The organism is Stenotrophomonas sp. 28608_Sma, from assembly GCF_056486185.1.
The window spans coordinates 3,788,595-3,809,509 of sequence record NZ_CM151308.1 but is presented as its reverse complement, the minus strand read 5'-3'; the positions used below and the strand labels follow the sequence as shown (position 1 = coordinate 3,809,509).

The window sequence follows — 20,915 nt, the reverse complement described above, 5'->3', positions numbered from 1 at the left end:
GCAGAGCCGAGCCCTCGCTCGGCTCTGCAGCAACGTCACGGCGTTACTTGGTTCGGCGCACCTTCGGCTGGGTGTTCACGCCGTCGACCTTCAGGTACCACACGCCCATCACACCGGGCTTGATGCTGACGGCGGGGGACTGCTTGCGCACACCGGCCAGGGTGCTTGCATCGGTCTGCTCCCATTCCTGGCCGTTGTCCAGCACGTAGACGCGGCCCTTGCCGAAGCCGCGGAACTCGCCCTGCAGCACGCCGGTGATCGGCTCGCTGCTGCCGAAATCGAAGAAGCCGCGATTCTTCACGATCACTTCCTGACGGCCTTCCTCGCGCGCCGTTTCCCGTACGGCCGCAACCGCCTGGGTGGTGGCCGCTTCGACCTTGCCCTGCAGCCAGCGGTTCAGCGTGGCCAGTTCCTGCGCGTTGAGCTTGTCCAGGCCGGCCGCCTTGAACTCGGCCGGTGACATCTGCTGCTGCAGGTCACCCTCCACCACGCGCTGGGCCAGCGCAGGCGCCGACAGGGACAGCAACAGTGCGGCACAGGCCAGCAGCCGTAGGCGGAAACGCGGGACGATCGAGGACATGTCGGGACTCTCCTGGGTTTGCCCGCGAGTGTAGCGGCATGTCTTCATGCCGGGTGATGGTGGCCGCAGTGATTGTCCCTGAACGGCGCCGGCGCTAGTGTAGGGGCCTCTGTCTTGCCTGCTCGATGCTGTGAACCGCGCTTCCGTCCCCGGCCTGGATGCCTTGTTGAACCGCCCCTCGGCAGCCGTGCTGCCTGCTCCGCTGCGCCAGGCCCTGCGCGGGCACTGGGAAGCGCCGGACTGCGACCATCAGATGCGCGCCAGCTGGTCGGTGCTGGGCGACACCCTCGACGCACTGGCGATGCTCTCGGCCGACGAAGGCGCGGTGGTCGCGGCCCTGCTGTTCGATCTGCCCGGCCTGCGCGCCAGCCTGGAGCAACTGCCGCTGGGCAACCACAAGGCCGCAGTGATCGGCCTGCTGGATGGCCAGGATGCGGCCGATCCGGTGTGGGCGCTGCACGCCGGCCGCGAGGCCGGGCGCAACAGCGAGGGCCTGCGCCGCCTGCTGCTGGCGATCATCCGTGACCTGCGCGTGGTGCCCATCCTGCTGGCGCGGCAGCTGGCGCGCATGCGCGCGGCCGACAAGCTGGACGACGAGCAGCGCCGCGCGCTGGCGCAGCTGACCCGCGACATCCATGCGCCGTTGGCCAACCGCCTGGGCATCTGGCAGCTGAAGTGGGAGCTGGAGGACCTGGCGTTCCGCCACCTGGAACCGGAGACCTACCGGCGCATTGCGCGGGAGGTGGACGAAACCCGCATCGCCCGCGAGCGTTACGTCGAGAACGTCAAGAAGGTGCTGTCGCGCGAACTGGTCGCGCAGGGCATCAAGGCCGAGGTCAGTGGCCGCCCGAAGCACATCTACAGCATCTGGCGGAAGATGCAGAAGAAGCGGCTGGCGTTCGACCAGCTGTACGACATCCGTGCGGTGCGCGTCATGGTCGACGATGTCGCCGCCTGCTACGCCGCGCTGGGCGTGGTGCATGCACTGTGGGCGCCGGTGCCCAGCGAGTTCGACGACTACATCGCCCGGCCCAAGGCCAACGACTATCGCTCGTTGCATACCGCCGTGGTCGGCCCGGAAGGGCGCACCATCGAAGTGCAGATCCGTACCCACGAGATGCATTCGCAGGCCGAGCTGGGCGTGGCCGCGCACTGGAAGTACAAGGAAGGCGGCAAGGGCGCGGAGAAGTCCTTCGACCGCAAGATCACCTGGATGCGCCAGCTGCTGGAGCAGGCGCAGGACGGGCAGGGCAATGAACTGGCCGGGGCGCTCGATGCCGAGCTGACCGAGGACCGGGTCTATGCACTGAGCCCGAAGGACGAGGTGCTGGACCTGCCGCAGGGCGCCACGCCGCTCGATTTCGCCTACCAGGTGCACACGATGGTGGGCCACCGCTGCCGTGGTGCGAAGGTCAATGGCCGTATCGTGCCGCTGACCTACCGCCTGCGCAGCGGGGACCGCGTCGAGATCCTGACCGGCAAGGAGGCCGATCCGCGCCGCGACTGGCTGATGCCGGCCAACGGTTTCCTGGCCAGCAACCGCTCGCGCGAGAAGGTACGCAGCTGGTTCCACAAGCTCGACCGCGCGCGCAACGTGCAGGCCGGTCGCGAGTTGCTCGAGCGCGAACTGAAGCGGCTCGGCCTGCAGCACTCGGACCTGGCCGTCGCCGCGAAGAAGTTCCATGCCGACAGTGTCGATGACCTGTACATCCAGGTGGCGCTGGGCGACACCGGCCCGAACCAGGTCAGCCGTACGCTGCTGGAAGCGGAGCGTGCCGCCAGCCAGCCGGCGCCCGCGACGCCCCTGCCGCGGCCGACCGCGCGCCGCGAGAACCTGGGCAAGTCCAAGTTCACCGTGCAGGGCGTGGGCAACCTGCTGGTGCAGCTGGCACGCTGCTGCCAGCCGGTGGCCGGCGAGCCGATCGTCGGTTACCTGACCCGTAGCCGTGGTGTCACCGTGCACCGTGCAGACTGTGCCGCGCTGGCCCGGCTGGCAGCCACCAGCCCGCAGCGCATCCTGCCGGTGGAATGGGGCCAGGCCGGCGGTGGCTATGAAGTGGACGTGGTGGTGACTGCCGTCGACCGCCGCTGGCTGCTGAAGGACATCACCAATCTGATCGCCCAGGAAGACGCCTACGTGCTCGACATCCACAGTGACAACGTGCGCAACAGTGGCCGTGCCCACCTGCGCCTGCGCCTGAAGGTGAGCGACTACGGCCAGCTGTCGACCCTGCTGGGCAAGCTGGATGCGCTGCCCGGCGTGAGCGAGGCGCGTCGCCTCGGCTGAGCTTCACGCTGCCCCGGCTACCCTGCACGCATGGAACGCGAGCCTCCGCATCGCCCGCATGGCGCTGAACATCCTGCGCTGGACCGCGTCCGCCGCGAAGGCCGTTGGTGGTGGCTGCAGGCACGTCACGCGCGCCGGGTGTGGCGCTGGGCGCTGGTCGCGGCGCTGGCGGTGTTCGTGCTGCTGGTGCTGCTGCGCAAGCCGCTGGCCGACTGGTTCTGGGATGAGCCTCAGATTGAACAGTTGCTGGCCGAAGGCGATCGCGCACTGGCGGCTGGGCGGCTGAGTGCCGCCGATGGCAGTGGTGCGCGTGAGCGCTACCAGGCCGTGCTGGCGCTGGATGGTGATCGTCCGCAGGCCCGTGAGGGGCTGGCCCGTACCGGCGCCGCGGCCCTGCAGCAGGCCAGCGAAAAACTGCAGGCCAACGACCTCGAAGGCAGCGCGCAGGCGCTGGCACTGGCCCGGGAACTGCAGGTGCCGCAGGGCGATGCGGATGCCGTGGCACGCCAGCTGCAGGCCCGGCGCAGCGCAGGCGCCGGCATCGGTGCACTGCTGGCGCAGGCGCGCAACGCCTTTGCAGCGGGCCGGCTGGACGACGGTGACAGCAGCGCGCTGCCCCTGTTCCAGCGCATCCTGGTACTGCAGCCGGACAATCTGCCGGCGCTGGAAGGTCGCGAGGACGCACTGAGCGATCTGCTGCAGCAGGCCCGCATCCTGGCCGGGCGCGGCGAGCTGGCCGAGGCAGCCGCGATGCTGCAGCGTGCGCGCCAGTTCGATGCCGGCCACGCCGATCTGCCCGCCAGCCAGGAAGCATTGGCACAGGCCGTCGACCAGCGCCTGCGCCAGGCCCAGCGCGCCTTGCAGCGTCGGCAGCTGGAATCCGCAGCGAAGGGATTCCTCGCCGTGCTGGCAGTGGCGGTTGATGATTCCAGTGCCCAGCGCGGCCGCGAACAGACCTTGCAGGCGGTGCTGGCACGCAGCCAGAAGCAGGCCGACGATTTCCAGTTCGAAGCGGCGCAGGCCGATGCCGCACTGGCAGCGGAACTGGGTGCTTCGCCGGCGGCGCAACAGCAGCTCGCGCAACGCCTGCAGCGCGCCCAACTGGCGCAGAAGGCGCTGCAGCAGCCGGCGGTCAGCAACACGCAGCGCGAGCGCCAACTGCGCGACCACCTGCGCAGGATCGAGCGCGCCGAACGTGCCGGGCAATGGATCAGCCCCCCCGGGCACAGTGCGTTCGACGCGTTGCGCGAAGCGCAGTCACTGTCGCCACGCGATGCACGGGTGAAGGCTGCCGCAGCGCGGCTGCTGCCCGCCAGTCGCCGCTGCTTCGACGACAACCTGCGGCAGAACCGCGTGCAGGCCGCAGGTGCCTGCCTGCAGGCGTGGCAGACCCTGTCGCCGACCGCGGTTGGACTTCCCTCGGCACGCCTGCGCCTGGCCCAGCGCTGGCTGGCGATCGGCAGCGAACGGCTCGGCAACGGCGATCTGGCTTTCGCGGCACACGCCGCCGAACAGGCCCGGTTGCTGCAACCGGACCTGGCCGAGCTGCCGGCGTTCGAAGACCGCCTGCGCCGCGCCGGCGGTCGCCCGGATTAGGTGAAGAACACCCGCTGCACGGTCGCGCGGGCAGCGTCGAGGGAGAAGTGCTCTGCGATGTTGGCCAGGCCGGCGTCGGACAACTGCTGCCACAGCTGCGGATCCTGGTACAGGCGGACCACCGCATCGGCGAAGCCCGCCGCATCATCTGCCACCAGCACGTCCTGGCCCGGGTGCAGGTGCATTCCTTCCACGGCGCAGGTGGTACCTACCACCGGCTGGCCATGGGCCATGCTCAGGTTGATCTTGCCCTTCACGCCGGCGCCGAAACGCAGCGGCGCGATGGAAATGCGTGCGCCGTCCATGTAGGGCGTGATGTCCTCGACGAAACCGTGCATCTGCACGCCGGGCTGGCGTGCGGCCAATGCCAGCAGCGATTCCGGTGTGGCGGCACCGATGCAGTGCAGGCGTACCTCGGGCAGGCGGGCGCGGATGCCGGCAAAGACTTCGCCGATGAACCACTCCATGGCATCCAGGTTCGGCGGATGACGGAAGCCGCCGACAAACACCAGATCATGGCGCTGTTCGAACGGCTTGCCGGCGCCGGCGACGTCGTGCAGGTTGGAGATCAGCTCCACCTGCACGGAAGGGGCGTCGGCCTGCAGCTGCTCGCGCTCGGCGGCACTGACCAGCACGGTGACGTCGCACTGCTCCATCACCGCCAGCTCGCTGGCGCGGGTGCGCTCGGCGGCGCGCAGCAACCCGGCATCACCGGCGACTTCGGCACCACGACGTTCGCGCAGGTAGTGCAGGTCCACGGTGTCGAACACAGTGCGGGCCTGCGGCGCATAGCGCTTCAGCAGCGGCAGGCACTCGTGGGCGACATGGTGGCGGACCAGCAGCGCCACGTGGAAACGCGCACCGTGCGTTCGCAGCCAGCTGGCGACGCCATCGAGGAACGGCGCATACCAGACTTCCACGCCCATCCGCTGCAGTGCTTCGGTGGCGGCACCGCCATGTTCGCGGCGGGTGGGAACAAACACCACATGAGCGCCGCCCTGCAGCAGCAGGCGGATCAGGTTCACCTGGCGCAGTGACGCCGAATCGCGATCCGGCTGGGGTACTTCCTCGTCCAGGATCAACACCTGGCGTCGGCCACGCAGCAGCAGCGCGGGTGACGGCACTTCGCCCACCGCCGGATGGTGGGCCAGCTCGGTGGCCCAGCGGGCGGCGAAGATGGCCTGGTTGCGCACCTGGTAGGCCTTCACCCCGCTGCCGGTATCGGTGCCGTTGCTGGTGCCTTCATCGTGGATCACCCGGCTGGCTGGTTGCACCAGCACACGCAGGCCCTGGGCGCGAACGCGGAAGGCCAGATCGGTGTCCTCGTAGTACGCCGGCTTGTAACGGGTATCGAAGCCGCCCAGCTGCTGCCAGAGGGCGCGCGGCAGCATCAGCGCCGCGCCGGAGCAGTAGTCGACGTCGCGCAGGCTGGCAAAGCGTGGGTCGTCCGCCGCCTCGAAGCGGCCGTAGCTCCAGCCGCTGCCGTTAGCGAAGATCACACCCCCTGATTCCTGCAGGCGGCCATCCGGGTACAGCAGCTGGCTGCCGACCAGACCGGCGTCGGGTGCGCTGGCGAACGTGTCCAGCAGGGCATCCAGCCAGCCCGGCTGTGGCACCGTATCGTTGTTGAGCAGCACCACATAGCGGCCGCGTGCGCGCGACACGCCATCGTTGCAGGCCTCGATGAAGCCGCCGTTGTACTCGCGCACTTCATAGCGCAGTCCGGCGACCTGCGGCATCCATTGCACGGTGGCGTCGCTGCTGCCGTCATCCACGACCAGGATCTCGCACGCCGCCAGCGGCGGATGTGCCGCCAGGGCGCGCAGGCAGGCCAAGGTATGGCCGACGTGGTTGTAGACCGGGATGACGATACTCACTTCCGGCGTTTCGCTGAACGGCACCGTGAAGGGGGCGAAATCCTGTGCCGGCGGCAGGAACAGCGGCGTTCGCGGCGCGGGAACGGCGCGCTGGGTATGCACGCGGATGCGCTGCCAGGTCGCCCGCCACCCACGGGTACGCAGGCTGGCCAGGCTCCGGCGGGCCAGGCCCGTGAGGCGGTTGATCAGGTATCGGATCTCGGCCAGAGACATCGCCATCCGGTTGCAACTCCAGCTTAAGCAGGGGAACCCGGGAGAATTCGCCAGCCGCAGCGGCTGGGGTAGACTCGCCAGACCCTACATTCTCGCATTCCCGTGCCCCGACGCTACGATTCCGACGACATCGACGATTTCGACGACGACGACCAGCAGGACAACGGCCCGCTGTGGCGGCGCCGGCTGATCACCTGGAGCATGGCTGCGGTCGCGTTGGGATTGGGTTTCCTCATTCCCTATACGCTGTACCTGAACCAGCAGGTGACCCAGCGTTTCGGCGAGCTGCGCTGGCAGATCCCGACGCGCGTCTACGCGCGCCCGCTGGTGCTCACCCCCGGCAAGGCGATGGATGCGTCCACGCTCAAGACCGAGCTGGCCGCCTCCGCCTACCGCGATGACGGCCAGGGCAAGGAGCCGGCCACCTATGCGGTGAACGGCGGGCGCTTCGTCATCTCCAGCCGCGGCTACAACGACGTCGATGGCCGGGTTGCCCCGCGCCGGCTCGAGTTGTCACTGGCCGATGGTGCGGTCGCCTCGCTGCGCGACGCCGACAACCGCAAGGCCTTGAAGGCCGCGCGGTTGGACCCGGCCCGCATCGCCACCCTGTACGGCCAGAAGCAGGAAGAACGCCGCCTGATCCGCATGGACGAGGCGCCGGACCTGCTGGTGACCGGCCTGCAGGCGGTGGAGGACAAGGACTTCAACCGCCACCACGGCATCGACCTGTCCGGCATCGCCCGTGCGGTGTGGGTGACCATCCGCTCCGGTGGCCAGAGCCGCCAGGGCGCCTCTACGCTGACCCAGCAGCTGGCCCGCAGCGGCCTGCTCGGCATCGGCAAGGAGCAGACGGTTACCCGCAAATTCAACGAAGTGCTCTACGCGCTGATCATGGAAGCGCGCTACGACAAGCGCACCATCTTCGAGGCCTACCTCAACCAGGTGTACCTGGGCCAGCGTGGCAGCCAGGCGATCCATGGCATGTCCTCTGGCGCCGAGTTCTGGTTCGGTCGCGACCTGCAGTCGCTGGAGACCGAGCAGATCGCTCTGCTGATCGGCCTGGTCAAGGGCCCGTCCTTCTACGACCCGCGGCGCAATCCGGAACGCGCGCTGGATCGCCGCAACTTCGTGCTGGGCAAACTGCACGAAGCCACGCTGATCGATGACGCCGAGTACCAGCGTGCGTTGAAGGCCCCGCTGGGCGTGCCCAAGACGCCGGGCCTGGTTGCCGCCAACCGCTTCCCCGCCTATGTCGATCTGGTCCGCCGCCAGCTCGGCCATGACTATCCGGAATCTGCCCTGCAGGGCGCCGGCCTGAGCGTGATGACCGGTATGTCGCCATCCGCGCAGGCCTATGCCGAAGGCGCGGTGACCCGCACCATCAAGTCGCTGGAGAGCAAGCGTCGCCCCGAACTGCAGGCCGGCATGGTGCTGACCGACGTGCACAACGGTGACGTGCTGGCGGTGATCGGCAGCCGTGAAGTGTCCGAAGTCGGCTTCAACCGCGCCATCGAGGCACAGCGCCCGGTCGGCTCGTTGCTCAAGCCGTTCGTGTACCTGCTGGCGTTGGCGCAGCCGGACCGCTACTCGCTGGCCAGCTGGGTCGACGATTCACCGGTGACCGTCCAGCTCGGCCGCGGCCGCAACTGGAGCCCGGGCAACGCGGACAACCGCAGCCACGGCACCGTGCGCCTGATCGACGCGCTGGCGCATTCCTACAACCAGGCCACGGTGCGCGTGGGCATGCAGGTCGGCCCCGAGCGTGTGACCCAGCTGATCCACGTGCTGGCCGGCATCAAGGCCGAAGCGAATCCGGCGGTGATTCTCGGTTCGACCGACCAGAGCCCGTACGCGATGGCCCAGCTGTACCAGTTCCTCGCGTCCGGTGGCGAAATCCAGCCGCTGCATGCGGTGCGTGGCGTGCTCGATCCGCAGGGCAAGCTGCTCAAGCGTTACGACAAGACCCCGGCACCGGCCCAGGAAGGCGACTCGATTGCCGCCAACCTGATCAGTGTCGGCCTGCAGCAGGTGGTTGCCAGCGGCACCGCGCAGCGGCTCAACGCCGATGGCCTCGGCCGCCTGCAGCCGGCCGGCAAGACCGGTACCACCAACGATGGCCGCGACAGCTGGTACGCCGGTTATACCGGCGATCATCTGGCGGTGATCTGGATCGGCAACGACCAGAACGAGCAGGCCGGCCTGTACGGTGCCACCGGCGCGATGCGGGTCTGGTCGGGCATCTTCCAGCGCCTGCCGAGTGCGCCGCTGCGGGTCAGTAACAAGGGCCTGGACTGGCAGTCGGTGGCGCCGACCGGACTCAACAGCACGGATGAAGGCTGTCCGGGCGCGCGTCGTTTCCCGTTCGTGGTGGGCTATGCGCCGGCCTATGCACCGTGTGCGCCGGCGGTGTCGCCGGACGGGCAGGGTGCCGAAGGCGAGGGCGGTGGCTGGCGTAGCTGGTTCGGCCTGGACCGCAAGCCTGAGCCGCCTGCTGAACCTGCCGCGGCGCCCGCCGCCGCCACTCCTCCCCCGAGCCGATGATGCCGATGAACATGCGATCCCTGCTGCAGCCCCTGGCCCTGACCGGCCTCAGCCTGGCCCTGGCCGCCTGCGTCAGCAGCGCACCGCCGGTGGCCAAGCCGCCGGTTGATACCACCACGCCGGCACAGCGCCTGGCTGCGGTGGAAGCGGCCGCAGGTCCGGACGACAAGGAGCTGTCGGTGCAGCCGCTGCGTGATTCGCAGGTGGAGGACCTGCGGGTGACTGCACAGACGCAGCGTCAGGCCAACGACCTGGCCGGCGCCGCCAGCAGCCTGGACCACGCGCTGGAAATCGTGGCCGGTGACCCGGCGGTGTTGCAGGAGCGTGCCGAGCTGGCGCTGCTGCAGGGCCAATGGGCACAGGCTGAGACGTTCGCGCGCAAGGCGGTGGATCTGGGCTCGAAGACCGGGCCGCTGTGCCGCCGGCACTGGGCGACGATCGAGCAGTCGCGTCTGGCGCGCGGCGAGAAGGAGAACGCGGTGTCCGCGCATGCGCAGCTGGAAGGCTGCACGGTGCCGGGGATCAAGCGGTACTGAGGTATTCCACTCCATCGGGCGCTGCCCCCTCTGCGGCGCGCGCTCGCACTGATGGATACAGGTGATGGGCCGGGTAGGTGGGGCGTGCAGGACACGCCGTAAACCCATCCTTGAAGTGACCCCCGGGAGTTGGACGCTAGATCCAACCCCGAGGGATACATGAACAAATACGACGCGCGTTTCAAACTGCAGGTCGCCAAGGAGGCCTGCAAGACCTCCACATCGGTCAAAGCCATTGCCCGTCGCCACGGCCTGGAGTTCTCCACGGTCAGGCGCTGGGTGGCGACCTATCGGCTGCATGGTTGGCGGGGATTTCATCGCCAGGCCCGGTCCTATGACCTCCCGTTCAAGCTGGCTGTCCTGGAGAAGATGAGCCAGGACGGCCTGTCCGGGCGCGAGGCCACCACCTACTTTCAAATTGGCGATGCCGGCGCGGTGGGGCGATGGCGGCGCCTGTATGCTCAAGGCGGTGCCCAAGCGTTGGCACCCCCTCCGCCGCCGCCCCGAAAGCCGATGAAGAAGACCCGTTCGTCCAAGCCGCCTGAAGATATGAGCCGCGATGAGCTGCTCAAGGAAGTCGCCTATCTGCGTGCGGAGACCGACTACCTAAAAAAACTCGATGCCTTGATCCGGGAAGAGCAGGCGGCGCAGGACGCAAAGCGCAAGCCGTCCAAGGATTGAGGCAGGTTCATACGCTGTCGCTTCTGCTCGAAGCAGCTGAGCTGTCACGCAGTACGTTCTATTACCAGAACCATGTCCTGGCCCATCCGGATCAGGATGAGGCAGCCCTGTGCGAGCGCATCCGTGCAATCTACGATCAAAGCCAAGGGCGCTATGGCTATCGCACGGTGACGCTGGAATTAGCCAATCAGGGTCATCGGACCAATCACAAGCGGGTTCAGCGCCTGATGGGGGAGATGGGGCTGAAATCGCGGGTGCGTGTGAAGCGCTACCAGGCCTTCAAGGGGGCGGCCAATGTTGTGGTTGGCAATGACCTCAATCGCCAGTTCCATGCAGAGCGGCCCAACCAGAAGTGGGTGACTGACGTGACCGAGTTCAAGGTGCAGGGTATGAAGCTGTACCTGTCGCCGATCATGGACCTCTACAACGGCGAAATCGTGGCTTATCAGATCAAGCGTCGGCCCGTATTTGATCTGGTGGGTCAAATGCTGGAGGAGGCCATCAAGAAGCTTTCCCCGGATGAGCGCCCCATGATCCACTCCGACCAGGGCTGGCAGTACCAGCATGAAAACTACCGGCACATGCTGGAAAAGCACTCGTTGAAGCAAAGCATGTCCCGGCGCGGCAACTGCCTGGACAATGCGGCGATGGAGAGCTTCTTTGGAACGCTGAAGTCGGAGTTCTTCTACCTGAACAGCTTTGACAGCCTCGAGAGTCTGGAGGCTGGGCTGGTGGAATACATCCAGTACTACAACGAAGAACGCATCAAACTGAAACTGAAAGGTCTGAGCCCGGTAAAGTACCGGGAGCAGGCCCAATCGGCCGCCTGACCCCGTCCAAGTCTCGGGGGTCACTTCACCTTGGGGGCTCGATGGCGCCATCCATGGCGCCAACGGTCCTGCACGCCCCACCCACCCGGCCCGCTATACATCGCGCGGGCCGCAGGCAAGAACAAAATCAAAATCAAAAGCGGGTCGCGCGCTGCGCGCGCTCGCGGTAATTCGTCCTCTTTTCCCGTTCCCTCAACCGCTTTTGACATCCCAGTCGAGCAAGCTTGTATGTTCCTCCCGGCTCCTACGAGGTATGTAGGAGCCAGGGTGGAGGGACCGTCAAGCATGCATCTGCGGATACTAGCCGACAGACGAGTCGAGCGATCCCCATCCCGCACACGAACGTCGATAAAGGATCGTACGGCCCCCAAAGGGGATCGTCGATGTAGGCAAGCTAACGTCGGTGCGGTACCACCCCAGCCCCTTAAAGATAGCTGGGAGCCGTACAAATGTCTGATTCTCTCGATATTGGCGTGGACGTGGACTCCAAGGAGTTCGTACCGGCAGTGGCCGACCGCAAGGCCGGCGACAGGATCGCCAACACCCGGGCCGGCATAGCCCAGTGGCTCAACACCTTGCCCCAGCGATGCCGGATTGGCATGGAGGCGACGGGGCGGTACTACGAGTTGTTGGCTCGGATGGCTGGCCAGGCAGGCCACGTTGTCTATGTGATCAATCCACGTCTGATCAAGCACTACGGCCGGGCGACGGGCTCGCGTGGCAAGACGGACGCCATGGACGCCGAAGCGATCGCCCGATACGTGAAGAAGGAGAACGATCGCCTGCGTGAATACGTACCGCGTACCGACGAGCAGCAGCAAATGCACGATTTGCTGCGCAAGCGGCAGACGCTGGTAAAGACACGCGCGCGCCTGGAGCAATCCTTCGGGGTAAGCAAAAGTGCCCCCGGGGAGCTGTCAGATCTGTTCTGCGCTCTGGCTGGGACGCTGTCCGAGCTGGAAAGCGAACTGCAGCGCTTGGGTCGCGATGGAGAGCATGGCGCGCTCTACAAGCGCCTGTTGACCATCCCTGGTATCGGCCCTGCCGTCGCCGCTCACCTGATTTACTACATGACGCGCTGGCCGTTGGCCAACGCCAACGCGTGGATCGCCTGCACGGGCCTGGATCCCCGGCCCAACGAGTCTGGCGGCAGAACGGGACGGCGTCGGCTGTCCAAACAGGGCGCGCCAGTGCTGCGCCAGATGCTCTACATGGCCGCCATGGGGCTCAAGCGGTGTCGCCGGGGGCAACCGCTCTACGACGAGCTGTCAAAACGCGGTCACCCCAGCACCGCCGTCTTCAACATCCTGGCCAGAAAGCTGGCCAGGATCGCCTGGGGTCTCTTCAAAAGCGGCCGGGACTTCGATCCGGCCATGCTGAAGGTGGGTCAAGCCTGCTTCCAGCAGGCTTGACCACGAACATAGGATCTCGACTCTACGAAGCGCGTGCCTCCGTCACCGGGGCACTGTCGAAGGTGGGGGACTGTGGGTTTGCGGGGTGTCCGCGGCATGGATGCCGCGGCCAAGCCCCCAAGGTGAAGTGACCCCCGAGACTTGGACGGGGTCAGGCGGCCGATTGGGCCTGCTCCCGGTACTTTACCGGGCTCAGACCTTTCAGTTTCAGTTTGATGCGTTCTTCGTTGTAGTACTGGATGTATTCCACCAGCCCAGCCTCCAGACTCTCGAGGCTGTCAAAGCTGTTCAGGTAGAAGAACTCCGACTTCAGCGTTCCAAAGAAGCTCTCCATCGCCGCATTGTCCAGGCAGTTGCCGCGCCGGGACATGCTTTGCTTCAACGAGTGCTTTTCCAGCATGTGCCGGTAGTTTTCATGCTGGTACTGCCAGCCCTGGTCGGAGTGGATCATGGGGCGCTCATCCGGGGAAAGCTTCTTGATGGCCTCCTCCAGCATTTGACCCACCAGATCAAATACGGGCCGACGCTTGATCTGATAAGCCACGATTTCGCCGTTGTAGAGGTCCATGATCGGCGACAGGTACAGCTTCATACCCTGCACCTTGAACTCGGTCACGTCAGTCACCCACTTCTGGTTGGGCCGCTCTGCATGGAACTGGCGATTGAGGTCATTGCCAACCACAACATTGGCCGCCCCCTTGAAGGCCTGGTAGCGCTTCACACGCACCCGCGATTTCAGCCCCATCTCCCCCATCAGGCGCTGAACCCGCTTGTGATTGGTCCGATGGCCCTGATTGGCTAATTCCAGCGTCACCGTGCGATAGCCATAGCGCCCTTGGCTTTGATCGTAGATTGCACGGATGCGCTCGCACAGGGCTGCCTCATCCTGATCCGGATGGGCCAGGACATGGTTCTGGTAATAGAACGTACTGCGTGACAGCTCAGCTGCTTCGAGCAGAAGCGACAGCGTATGAACCTGCCTCAATCCTTGGACGGCTTGCGCTTTGCGTCCTGCGCCGCCTGCTCTTCCCGGATCAAGGCATCGAGTTTTTTTAGGTAGTCGGTCTCCGCACGCAGATAGGCGACTTCCTTGAGTAGCTCATCGCGGCTCATATCTTCAGGTGGCTTGGACGAACGGGTCTTCTTCATCGGCTTTCGGGGCGGCGGCGGAGGGGGTGCCAACGCTTGGGCACCGCCTTGAGCATACAGGCGCCGCCATCGCCCCACCGCGCCAGCATCGCCAATTTGAAAGTAGGTGGTGGCCTCGCGCCCGGACAGGCCGTCCTGGCTCATCTTCTCCAGGACAGCCAGCTTGAACGGGAGGTCATAGGACCGGGCCTGGCGATGAAATCCCCGCCAACCATGCAGCCGATAGGTCGCCACCCAGCGCCTGACCATGGAGAACTCCAGGCCGTGGCGACGGGCAATGGCTTTGACCGATGTGGAGGTCTTGCAGGCCTCTTTGGCGACCTGCAGTTTGAAACGCGCGTCGTATTTGTTCATGTATCCCTCGGGGTTGGATCTAGCGTCCAACTCCCGGGGGTCACTTCAAGGACGGGTTTACGGCGTCCCCGCAAACCCACAGTCCCCCCCAGCCCTCAGTGCAACCCAGAGCCATGACCGCTGTTGCCGTTGCTTGTGCTCTGGCTTGAAACGGGTGCCGGGCAGCGCCCGGCCGGGTATCCTTTCCCTCTGATGTCCGACCTTGTCCATGCCAGCCGCGAAGCCCTCAGCGACGGCGGCGCGCTCGCCTCGCACCTGGATGCATTCGTCCCGCGTCCGGCACAGCTGCACCTGACCGAAGCCATCGCCGATGCGCTGCAGCAGCGTGATCTGCTGCTGGCCGAGGCCGGTACCGGCACCGGCAAGACGTTTGCCTATCTGGTGCCGGTGCTGCTGTCCGGGTTGCGCACCATCATCTCCACAGGCACCCGCGCGCTGCAGGACCAGCTCTACCACCGCGATCTGCCACGGGTGCGCCAGGCACTCGGGGTCGGCCTGCGCAGTGCGCTGCTGAAAGGGCGTGCGAACTACCTGTGCCGCTATCGCCTGCAGCAGGCGCGCGGCGAACCGCGGTTTTCCAGTCCCGAGCAGGCCGCGCAGTTCCAGCGCATCCTGGCCTGGTCCGGTCGCTCGGAGTTCGGTGACATCGCCGAGCTCGACGGGCTGGCCGACGACTCCCCATTGCTGCCGATGGTCACCTCCACCGTCGACAACTGCCTGGGCACCGATTGCCCGTTCTGGGATGACTGCTTCGTGGTGCGTGCGCGGCAGCGTGCACAGGCTGCCGATGTGGTGGTGGTCAACCATCACCTGCTGCTGGCCGATCTGGCCCTGAAGCAGGATGGCTTCGGTGAACTGCTGCCGGGCGCCCAGGCCTTCGTCATCGACGAGGCACACCAGTTGCCCGAACTGGCCGCGCAGTTCTTCGGCGAGGGTTTTGGCATGCGCCCGTGGCAGGAGCTCGGGCGCGATTGCCTGGCTGAAGCACGCGGTGTGGGCGGCGCGCAGTCGGCGCTGCAGGAACCGGTCGACCAGTTGCAGCAGGCGCTGCTGGCGCTGCGTTCGGCGATGGAGGGACTGCCGCCGCGTGGCACGCAATGGCGCGCGCTGGCGATGCCACAGGTGCGCGACGGATTCGATACGGTGATGGCAGGGTTGGTGACCCTGGAGCAGGCATTGCAGCCGCTGCGCGAAGCGGCGGCGGGTCTGGATGCCTGTCATGCGCGGGCGCGCGAGGCGGTCTCGCGGCTCAGCCGCTGGCTGGGCGATGACGAACCCACTCTCGATTTCGACACCGATCCGTCGGAAGCGAGCAGTGCGGCCGATGTGCTCTGGTACGAGCTTACGCCGCGTGGTTTCCGTTGCCAGCGCACGCCGATGGATGTGTCCGGTCCGCTGCGTGAGCATCGCGAGCGCAGCCGTGCCGCGTGGATCTTCACTTCGGCAACGCTGACCGTTGGCGGTGGTTTCGATCACATCGCCACCCGCCTGGGCCTGGACGATCCGCACACGCTGGTGCAGCCAAGCCCGTTCAATTGGCCCGAGCAGGCGCTGTGCTACCTGCCCGAAGGCCTGCCCGATCCGGCGGCGCGCGGGTTTGGCACCGCGCTGATCCAGACCTTGCGGCCGGTGTTGCAGGCCTCGCAGGGCAGGGCCTTCCTGTTGTTCGCCTCGCACCGTGCATTGCGTGAGGCCGCCGAGGCATTGCGCGACGGGCCATGGCCGTTGTTCGTGCAGGGCGAGGCGCCTCGCGCGACGCTGCTGCAGCGCTTCCGCGAATCCGGCAACGGCGTGCTGCTCGGCTCGGCCAGCTTCCGCGAGGGTGTGGACGTGGTCGGCGAAGCGCTGAGCGTGGTGATGATCGACAAGCTGCCGTTCGCGGCGCCGGACGATCCGGTGTACGAGGCGCGGCTGGAGGCGATCCGCAGCCAGGGCGGCAATCCGTTCCGCGACGAGCAGTTGCCGCAGGCGGTGATCGCATTGAAGCAGGGTGTCGGCCGCCTGATCCGCAGCGAGAGCGACCGTGGCGTGCTGGTACTGTGCGACCCGCGCCTGCTCAACCGGGGCTATGGCCGGGTCTTCCTCGATTCGCTGCCGCCGTTCCGGCGTACCCGCAGCCTGGCCGATGTGCAGGCCTTCTTTACGCCACAATGGGCGCCCGTGTCCGATGATGCGGCTGCCCCAGTCGCTGTTGCGACCGGCCCTGAGCCGGCGCCCGGTGCCACGTTCCCCCTGTTTTGACCCGATCCGATGAAACTGCTCGCCTTTGAAACCGCCACCGAAGCCTGTTCCGTTGCCCTGCATGTCGATGGGCAGGTGCTGGAACGCTTCGAGATCGCCCCGCGCCGGCACGCCGAACTGAGCCTGCCGTGGGCGGAGGCGCTGCTGGCCGAAGCCGGCATCAGCCGCCGCCAGCTGGACGGCATCGCGCTCAGCCGCGGCCCCGGCGCGTTCACCGGCGTGCGTCTTGCGATCGCGATTGCCCAGGGCATTGCGCTGGCCCTGGACCGTCCGCTGTTGCCGGTCTCGACGCTGCAGGTGCTGGCGTTGCGGGCACCGACGGAAGAAACGCAGATCCTGTCAGCGATCGATGCGCGGATGGGCGAACTCTACGTTGCCCGCTTCGAGCGCGTGGACGGCCTGCCGGTGGCGCGTGATGCCGAGCGCGTATGCGCACCCGCTGCGGTATCGCTGCCGGAAGGGCTGTCCGCTTACGGCGTTGGTACCGGGTTTGGTGCGGCCGAGGGCGCGCTTGTTACGCAGTTGGGCGCTGGCCTGCGCGGCGTTGATGCCACTGCGTTGCCGCGGGCATCGGACGTGCTGGCGCTCGCGGTGCCGGCCTTCGCGCGCGGTGAAGCCATCGCACCGGAGAAGGTCGAGCCGGCGTACCTGCGTGACAACGTGGCACTGACCCTGGTCGAGCAACAGGCCGCGCGCGAGGCGAAGGCGAAGGCCAACGGCTGAGCCCCTCGTGGCGGGGGTGGTTGCGTAGATCAAAAGCCGTGGTTTGGCCGGGCGGGTGGGCTGCGCAGGGGGCGCTGCAAGTACGTCCCTGTAAGCTCGGTCGCCGCATCCATGCGGCTCACGCCCCTGCGCAGCCCACCCGCCCGGCCTCTGACAGTTCCCGTGTGCGTCCGCCACGGAAAATCAAAAAAAGAAAAGTCAAAGTCAAAAGCGGGTCGCTTCGCTCGCATCCACGCGTGGCGTGGATGTGTGTCGACCAAGGTCGACACCTACCAATAGCAAAAATGCGCCGCGATCTGTCAAAGGTGGGGCGGTGTGGGCTTGCAGGACCGTTGGCGCCATGGATGGCGCCATCGAGCCCCCAGGGACGGGTTTACGGCGTGTCCTGCAAGCCCACACCGCCCCGCCAAACCCAAAGCCCAACCGCAGCTCTTGATCCTGCTTTTGCAGTTGCTTGGGCTTGCAGCGGGTCCCGGGCCGCAGGCCCGGGCAACAGAACCCTATCGATCGTCGTGCAGGGTGCCGCCCGGCAGGAACACCCACGTGCGGGTGACCTGCAGGATATCGATCTCATCCTCGGTCTTCGGCAACGGCGGGAACGGCTGCGCCAGCTTCACCACCCGCAGCGCCGCCTCATCCAGCAACGGCGTCCCGCTCGAACGCAGGATCCGGCTGCTTTCCACGCTGCCATCGCGGCGCACACCCACGCTGATCACCACCTGGCCACCCAGGCGGCGCTGCCGGGCCTCGTCCGGGTAGTTCAGGTTGCCGACGCGCTCGGCGCGATCGACCCAGGCACGCAGGTAGTTGGCATAGGCATATTCGCGCGTGCTGGCCGACACGAACTTGCGGTTCGGACGCTTGGCGTACTGCGCCGAGCGCAGGTGCACTTCGGCGGCCAGGCGCGCCATCTCCACGTCGCGCTGTTCGCGTGCGCTCAAGGGCGCATCCGGTTCGGGCTGATCCGGCGTGGGCCGGGACTGTGCCTGCGCGACCACCTCTTCGCCATTGCGGCTGCTGACCACCCGCGCCTGCGGCGGCGGAACCGGTGCGGCCGATTGCTGCTGCTGCGGAATCGGGCTGATTCCGGACTGGGCCTGCGGCACGATGCCGGCCTGGTTGTCACGCGGACGCTGTGCGCGGTCGTGTTCGCCACCGCCTTCCTGGTTGGCTGCGGCCAGGAAATCAGCCTGCTTCGGCGTCAGTGCGGTGCGGGTCTGGCTGAAGATCACTTCCAGCGTCGGCACCAGCGGCGCATCGCCCTTCACGGCGAAGCCCACGCCCAGGATCAGCAGGGCGTGGACCAGCACCGACAACGCGATGGTCGCCCCCAGCCGTTGCGCTTCGCGCGGCGGCGGGGGCAGGACGGCAGGGGCGGACGGCATCAGCGCAGGCCGGCCTCGAGTGCGTCGAACAGGGTGCCAGCGATGTTCAGCCCGTACTGGGCGTCCAGTTCGCGCACGCAGGTCGGGCTGGTCACGTTGACCTCGGTCAGGTAATCACCGATCACGTCCAGGCCGACGAAGCGCATGCCGCGACGCTTCATCTCCGGCCCGACCTGGGCGGCGATCCAGCGGTCGCGCTCGCTCAGCGGGCGGCCTTCGCCGCGGCCACCGGCGGCGAGGTTGCCGCGGAATTCATCACCCTGCGGGATGCGCGCCAGGCAGTAGTCGACGGGCTCGCCATCGACCAGCAGGATGCGCTTGTCGCCGGCGGTGATGTCGGGAATGAACTTCTGTGCCAGCGCCATCCTGTGGCCGCCGTCGGTCAGGGTTTCCAGGATCACATTCAGGTTCGGATCGCCCTTGCCGCTGCGGAAGATCGAGCGGCCGCCCATGCCATCCAGCGGCTTCAGCACGGCCTGGCCGTGTTCCAGGGCAAAGGCCTTCAGCGCCTTGGCATCGCGGCTGACCAGGGTCGGCGGGCAGCACTGCGGGAACAGCAGGGCGGCCAGCTTCTCGTTGTAGTCGCGCAGGCCCTGCGGGTTGTTGACCACGCAGGCACCGGCAGCGGCGGCCACGTCCAGCACCTGGGTGTCGTAGATGTACTCGGCGTCGACCGGCGGGTCCTTGCGCATCAGCACGATCTGGCCGGGACCGAACTCGGTACGGCTGAACGCACCCAGCTCATACCAGCCGGCCGGGTCGTCGCGCACCTGCAGCGGTGCGGTCTGGGCCACCGCCACGCCACCTTCCAGGGCCAACCCGCCCGGGCGCACGTAGTGCAGGGCATGGCCGCGGCGCTGGGCTTCCAGCAACATGGCGAAGGTGGTGTCCTTGGCGATCTTGATGTGGGCGATGGGGTCCATCACCACGATGACGTTCAACGGCATGGGCGCACCTGTCTGGCAAGGCGTTGATGGTAGCGGCAACGTCGGTCGCGCGCCTCCCCGCCGTACTGCAACGCAGCGTCCGCCCGGCGGTCGCGCACGCATTGCGAAACCCGTCACGTTCAGGAGGGTGCCATGCCCCGCGCCATGGGGCGGCCTTGAAGCGGGCGCGGAAAGTGCGATATAGATACGCTTTCGTAGCGGCCCCCGCCAGAGATCGGGCCGTGCGCTTGGGGATAGGCAATGACTGAAAACACGACTGCGGGCGGGGAACTCGCAGGACTCCGGGTGATGGTCATCGATGATTCGAAGACCATCCGCAGGACTGCGGAAACGCTGCTCAAGCGCGAAGGCTGCGAGGTGGTCACCGCCACCGACGGCTTCGAAGCGCTTGCGAAGATCGCAGACCAGCAACCGCAGATCATCTTCGTCGACATCATGATGCCGCGCCTGGACGGCTACCAGACCTGTGCGCTGATCAAGGGCAACCAGCTGTTCAAGGCGACCCCGGTCATCATGCTGTCGTCCAAGGATGGCCTGTTCGACAAGGCGCGGGGACGCATCGTCGGCTCGGAGCAGTACCTGACGAAGCCTTTCACGCGTGAAGAACTGCTGGGTGCCATCCGCACATACGTCAACGCCTGACCAGGGGGGAAAGGCACAATGGCTCGTATCGTTCTGATCGAGGATTCACCGACCGACCGCGCGGTGTTCACCCAGTGGCTGCGCCGTGCCGGCCATGAGGTGCTGGAAGCGGACAACGCCGAGGATGGACTGCAGCTGGTCCGCGACCAGGTGCCGCAGCTGGTGCTGATGGACGTGGTACTGCCCGGCATGAGCGGCTTCCAGGCCACCCGCGCGATGGCCCGTGACGCAGCGATCAAGCACATCCCGGTGATCATCGTCAGCACCAAGGCGATGGAAACCGACAAGGCATGGGGCCTGCGCCAGGGCGCAGCCGATTACATCGTCAAGCCGCCGCGCGAGGATGAACTGATCGCGCGGATCAACGAACTGGTGGCCTGATGCGCTCGCCCTTCGACATCCTCGAAGCCTATGAACGGCGCAGCCTGGCCCATGCGGTGCAGCTGCCCGAGCGGCAGTTCGCCCAGGACCTCTGGCGTGGCGTGGGCTACCGCGTCGGCCAGCGCCGGCTGGTATCCGATTTCCGCGAAGTGGTGGAAATCGTGCCGATGCCGCCGGTCACCCCGGTGCCGTGCGCGCAGCCGTGGCTGCTGGGCGTGGGCAACCTGCGCGGCAACCTGTTCCCGGTGGTCGACCTGAAGTACTTCCTGGAAGGCACGCGTACCGTGCAGCAGGAAGGCCAGCGCGTGCTGATCATGCGCCAGGCCGGCGGCGACGTCGCGCTGACCATCGATGAACTGTTCGGCCAGCGCAGCTTCGAACTGGACCAGCAGATCGCGGCCGGCACGCTGGCCGAAGGACGTTACGGCCACTTCGTCGATCGCGCCTTCCACGCCGACGGCCACGACTGGGGCGTGTTCTCGCTCTCGCTGCTGTCGCGTACCCCTGAATTCCGGCAAGCCGCGGCCTGAGGCCGGGCAT

General features: G+C 66.8%; 16 protein-coding genes. 11 read left to right on the top strand and 5 right to left on the bottom strand.

Annotated features, from left to right (window positions below; all coding sequences use genetic code 11):
• Positions 1–43 precede the first annotated feature (43 nt).
• Positions 44–580, bottom strand: a complete 537-nt coding sequence (locus tag ACZLHH_RS17955; RefSeq protein WP_032130197.1) for a hypothetical protein — start codon at positions 578–580, stop codon at positions 44–46.
• 130 nt (positions 581–710) lie between these two features.
• Between ACZLHH_RS17955 and ACZLHH_RS17950 the strand changes: the two genes are divergently transcribed.
• Both ACZLHH_RS17950 and ACZLHH_RS17945 read left to right on the top strand, forming a co-directional pair.
• Complete coding sequence (locus ACZLHH_RS17950) at positions 711–2,867, top strand: RelA/SpoT family protein (RefSeq protein WP_180844972.1); 2,157 nt, start codon at positions 711–713, stop codon at positions 2,865–2,867.
• A 30-nt stretch (positions 2,868–2,897) separates the two neighbouring features.
• Positions 2,898–4,463 (top strand): hypothetical protein, encoded by a 1,566-nt coding sequence (locus ACZLHH_RS17945; protein WP_180844973.1) that lies wholly within the window; start codon positions 2,898–2,900, stop codon positions 4,461–4,463.
• Here the strand turns inward: ACZLHH_RS17945 and ACZLHH_RS17940 are convergent.
• On the bottom strand, positions 4,460–6,559 hold the full coding sequence (locus ACZLHH_RS17940; RefSeq protein WP_180844974.1) for a glycosyltransferase: 2,100 nt from the start codon (positions 6,557–6,559) through the stop codon (positions 4,460–4,462). The two genes, ACZLHH_RS17945 and ACZLHH_RS17940, sit on opposite strands and share 4 nt — an antisense overlap.
• Positions 6,560–6,655: 96 nt before the next feature.
• Here ACZLHH_RS17940 and mrcB point away from each other — a divergent pair, with 96 nt between their 5' ends.
• The 4 genes from mrcB to ACZLHH_RS17920 all read left to right on the top strand — a co-directional run bounded on the left by mrcB (position 6,656) and on the right by ACZLHH_RS17920 (position 12,553).
• Entirely contained in the window at positions 6,656–9,094 is a 2,439-nt protein-coding gene (gene mrcB / locus ACZLHH_RS17935) for a penicillin-binding protein 1B (RefSeq protein WP_180844975.1), read from the top strand.
• Complete coding sequence (locus tag ACZLHH_RS17930) at positions 9,091–9,630, top strand: hypothetical protein (RefSeq protein WP_428999591.1); 540 nt, start codon at positions 9,091–9,093, stop codon at positions 9,628–9,630. Before mrcB ends, ACZLHH_RS17930 begins: the two co-directional genes overlap by 4 nt.
• A gap of 159 nt (positions 9,631–9,789) precedes the next feature.
• Positions 9,790–11,141, top strand: a protein-coding gene (locus ACZLHH_RS17925; protein ID WP_132809301.1) for an IS3-like element ISStma2 family transposase whose coding sequence is annotated in 2 segments (ribosomal slippage) — positions 9,790–10,237 and positions 10,237–11,141 — 1,353 coding nt in all. Because the reading frame shifts where the segments join, the coding sequence is not laid out codon by codon here.
• 449 nt (positions 11,142–11,590) lie between these two features.
• The gene (locus ACZLHH_RS17920) at positions 11,591–12,553 is read left to right on the top strand and encodes an IS110 family transposase (RefSeq protein WP_440977487.1); all 963 of its coding nucleotides are present in this window, start codon (positions 11,591–11,593) and stop codon (positions 12,551–12,553) included.
• 151 nt (positions 12,554–12,704) lie between these two features.
• Here ACZLHH_RS17920 and ACZLHH_RS17915 read toward each other — a convergent pair.
• Positions 12,705–14,056 (bottom strand): IS3-like element ISStma2 family transposase gene (locus ACZLHH_RS17915; protein ID WP_440566552.1). Its coding sequence is split into 2 segments (ribosomal slippage): positions 12,705–13,609 and positions 13,609–14,056, totalling 1,353 coding nucleotides; the frame shifts between segments, so codons are not numbered across the junction.
• 192 nt (positions 14,057–14,248) lie between these two features.
• On the opposite strand from ACZLHH_RS17915, the gene ACZLHH_RS17910 reads away from it, so the two are divergent.
• Together ACZLHH_RS17910 and tsaB are read left to right on the top strand one after the other, a co-directional pair.
• Positions 14,249–16,297, top strand: coding sequence for a DNA repair helicase YoaA (locus tag ACZLHH_RS17910; RefSeq protein ID WP_049461889.1), 2,049 nt, complete (start codon positions 14,249–14,251; stop codon positions 16,295–16,297).
• A 9-nt stretch (positions 16,298–16,306) separates the two neighbouring features.
• Positions 16,307–17,020 (top strand): tRNA (adenosine(37)-N6)-threonylcarbamoyltransferase complex dimerization subunit type 1 TsaB, encoded by a 714-nt coding sequence (gene tsaB, locus ACZLHH_RS17905; RefSeq protein WP_134950714.1) that lies wholly within the window; start codon positions 16,307–16,309, stop codon positions 17,018–17,020.
• 500 nt (positions 17,021–17,520) lie between these two features.
• On the opposite strand, the gene ACZLHH_RS17900 is transcribed toward tsaB, so the two are convergent.
• Positions 17,521–18,405 (bottom strand): energy transducer TonB family protein, encoded by an 885-nt coding sequence (locus ACZLHH_RS17900; protein WP_049422140.1) that lies wholly within the window; start codon positions 18,403–18,405, stop codon positions 17,521–17,523.
• On the bottom strand, positions 18,405–19,352 hold the full coding sequence (gene gshB / locus ACZLHH_RS17895; protein WP_049400397.1) for a glutathione synthase: 948 nt from the start codon (positions 19,350–19,352) through the stop codon (positions 18,405–18,407). The genes ACZLHH_RS17900 and gshB overlap by 1 nt, the downstream gene beginning before the upstream one ends.
• Before the next feature lie 240 nt (positions 19,353–19,592).
• On the opposite strand from gshB, the gene pilG reads away from it, so the two are divergent.
• From pilG to ACZLHH_RS17880, 3 genes are read left to right on the top strand one after another with little or no spacing between them, the layout of a single operon-like run.
• Positions 19,593–19,994 (top strand): twitching motility response regulator PilG, encoded by a 402-nt coding sequence (gene pilG / locus ACZLHH_RS17890; RefSeq protein ID WP_005418455.1) that lies wholly within the window; start codon positions 19,593–19,595, stop codon positions 19,992–19,994.
• Between the two features lie 18 nt (positions 19,995–20,012).
• On the top strand, positions 20,013–20,375 hold the full coding sequence (locus tag ACZLHH_RS17885; RefSeq protein WP_005410717.1) for a response regulator: 363 nt from the start codon (positions 20,013–20,015) through the stop codon (positions 20,373–20,375).
• Positions 20,375–20,905 carry a chemotaxis protein CheW gene (locus ACZLHH_RS17880; RefSeq protein ID WP_005410716.1) on the top strand — a complete coding sequence of 177 codons (531 nt, stop codon included), beginning with the start codon at positions 20,375–20,377 and terminating at the stop codon, positions 20,903–20,905. Before ACZLHH_RS17885 ends, ACZLHH_RS17880 begins: the two co-directional genes overlap by 1 nt.
• The last annotated feature ends 10 nt before the right edge of the window (positions 20,906–20,915 follow it).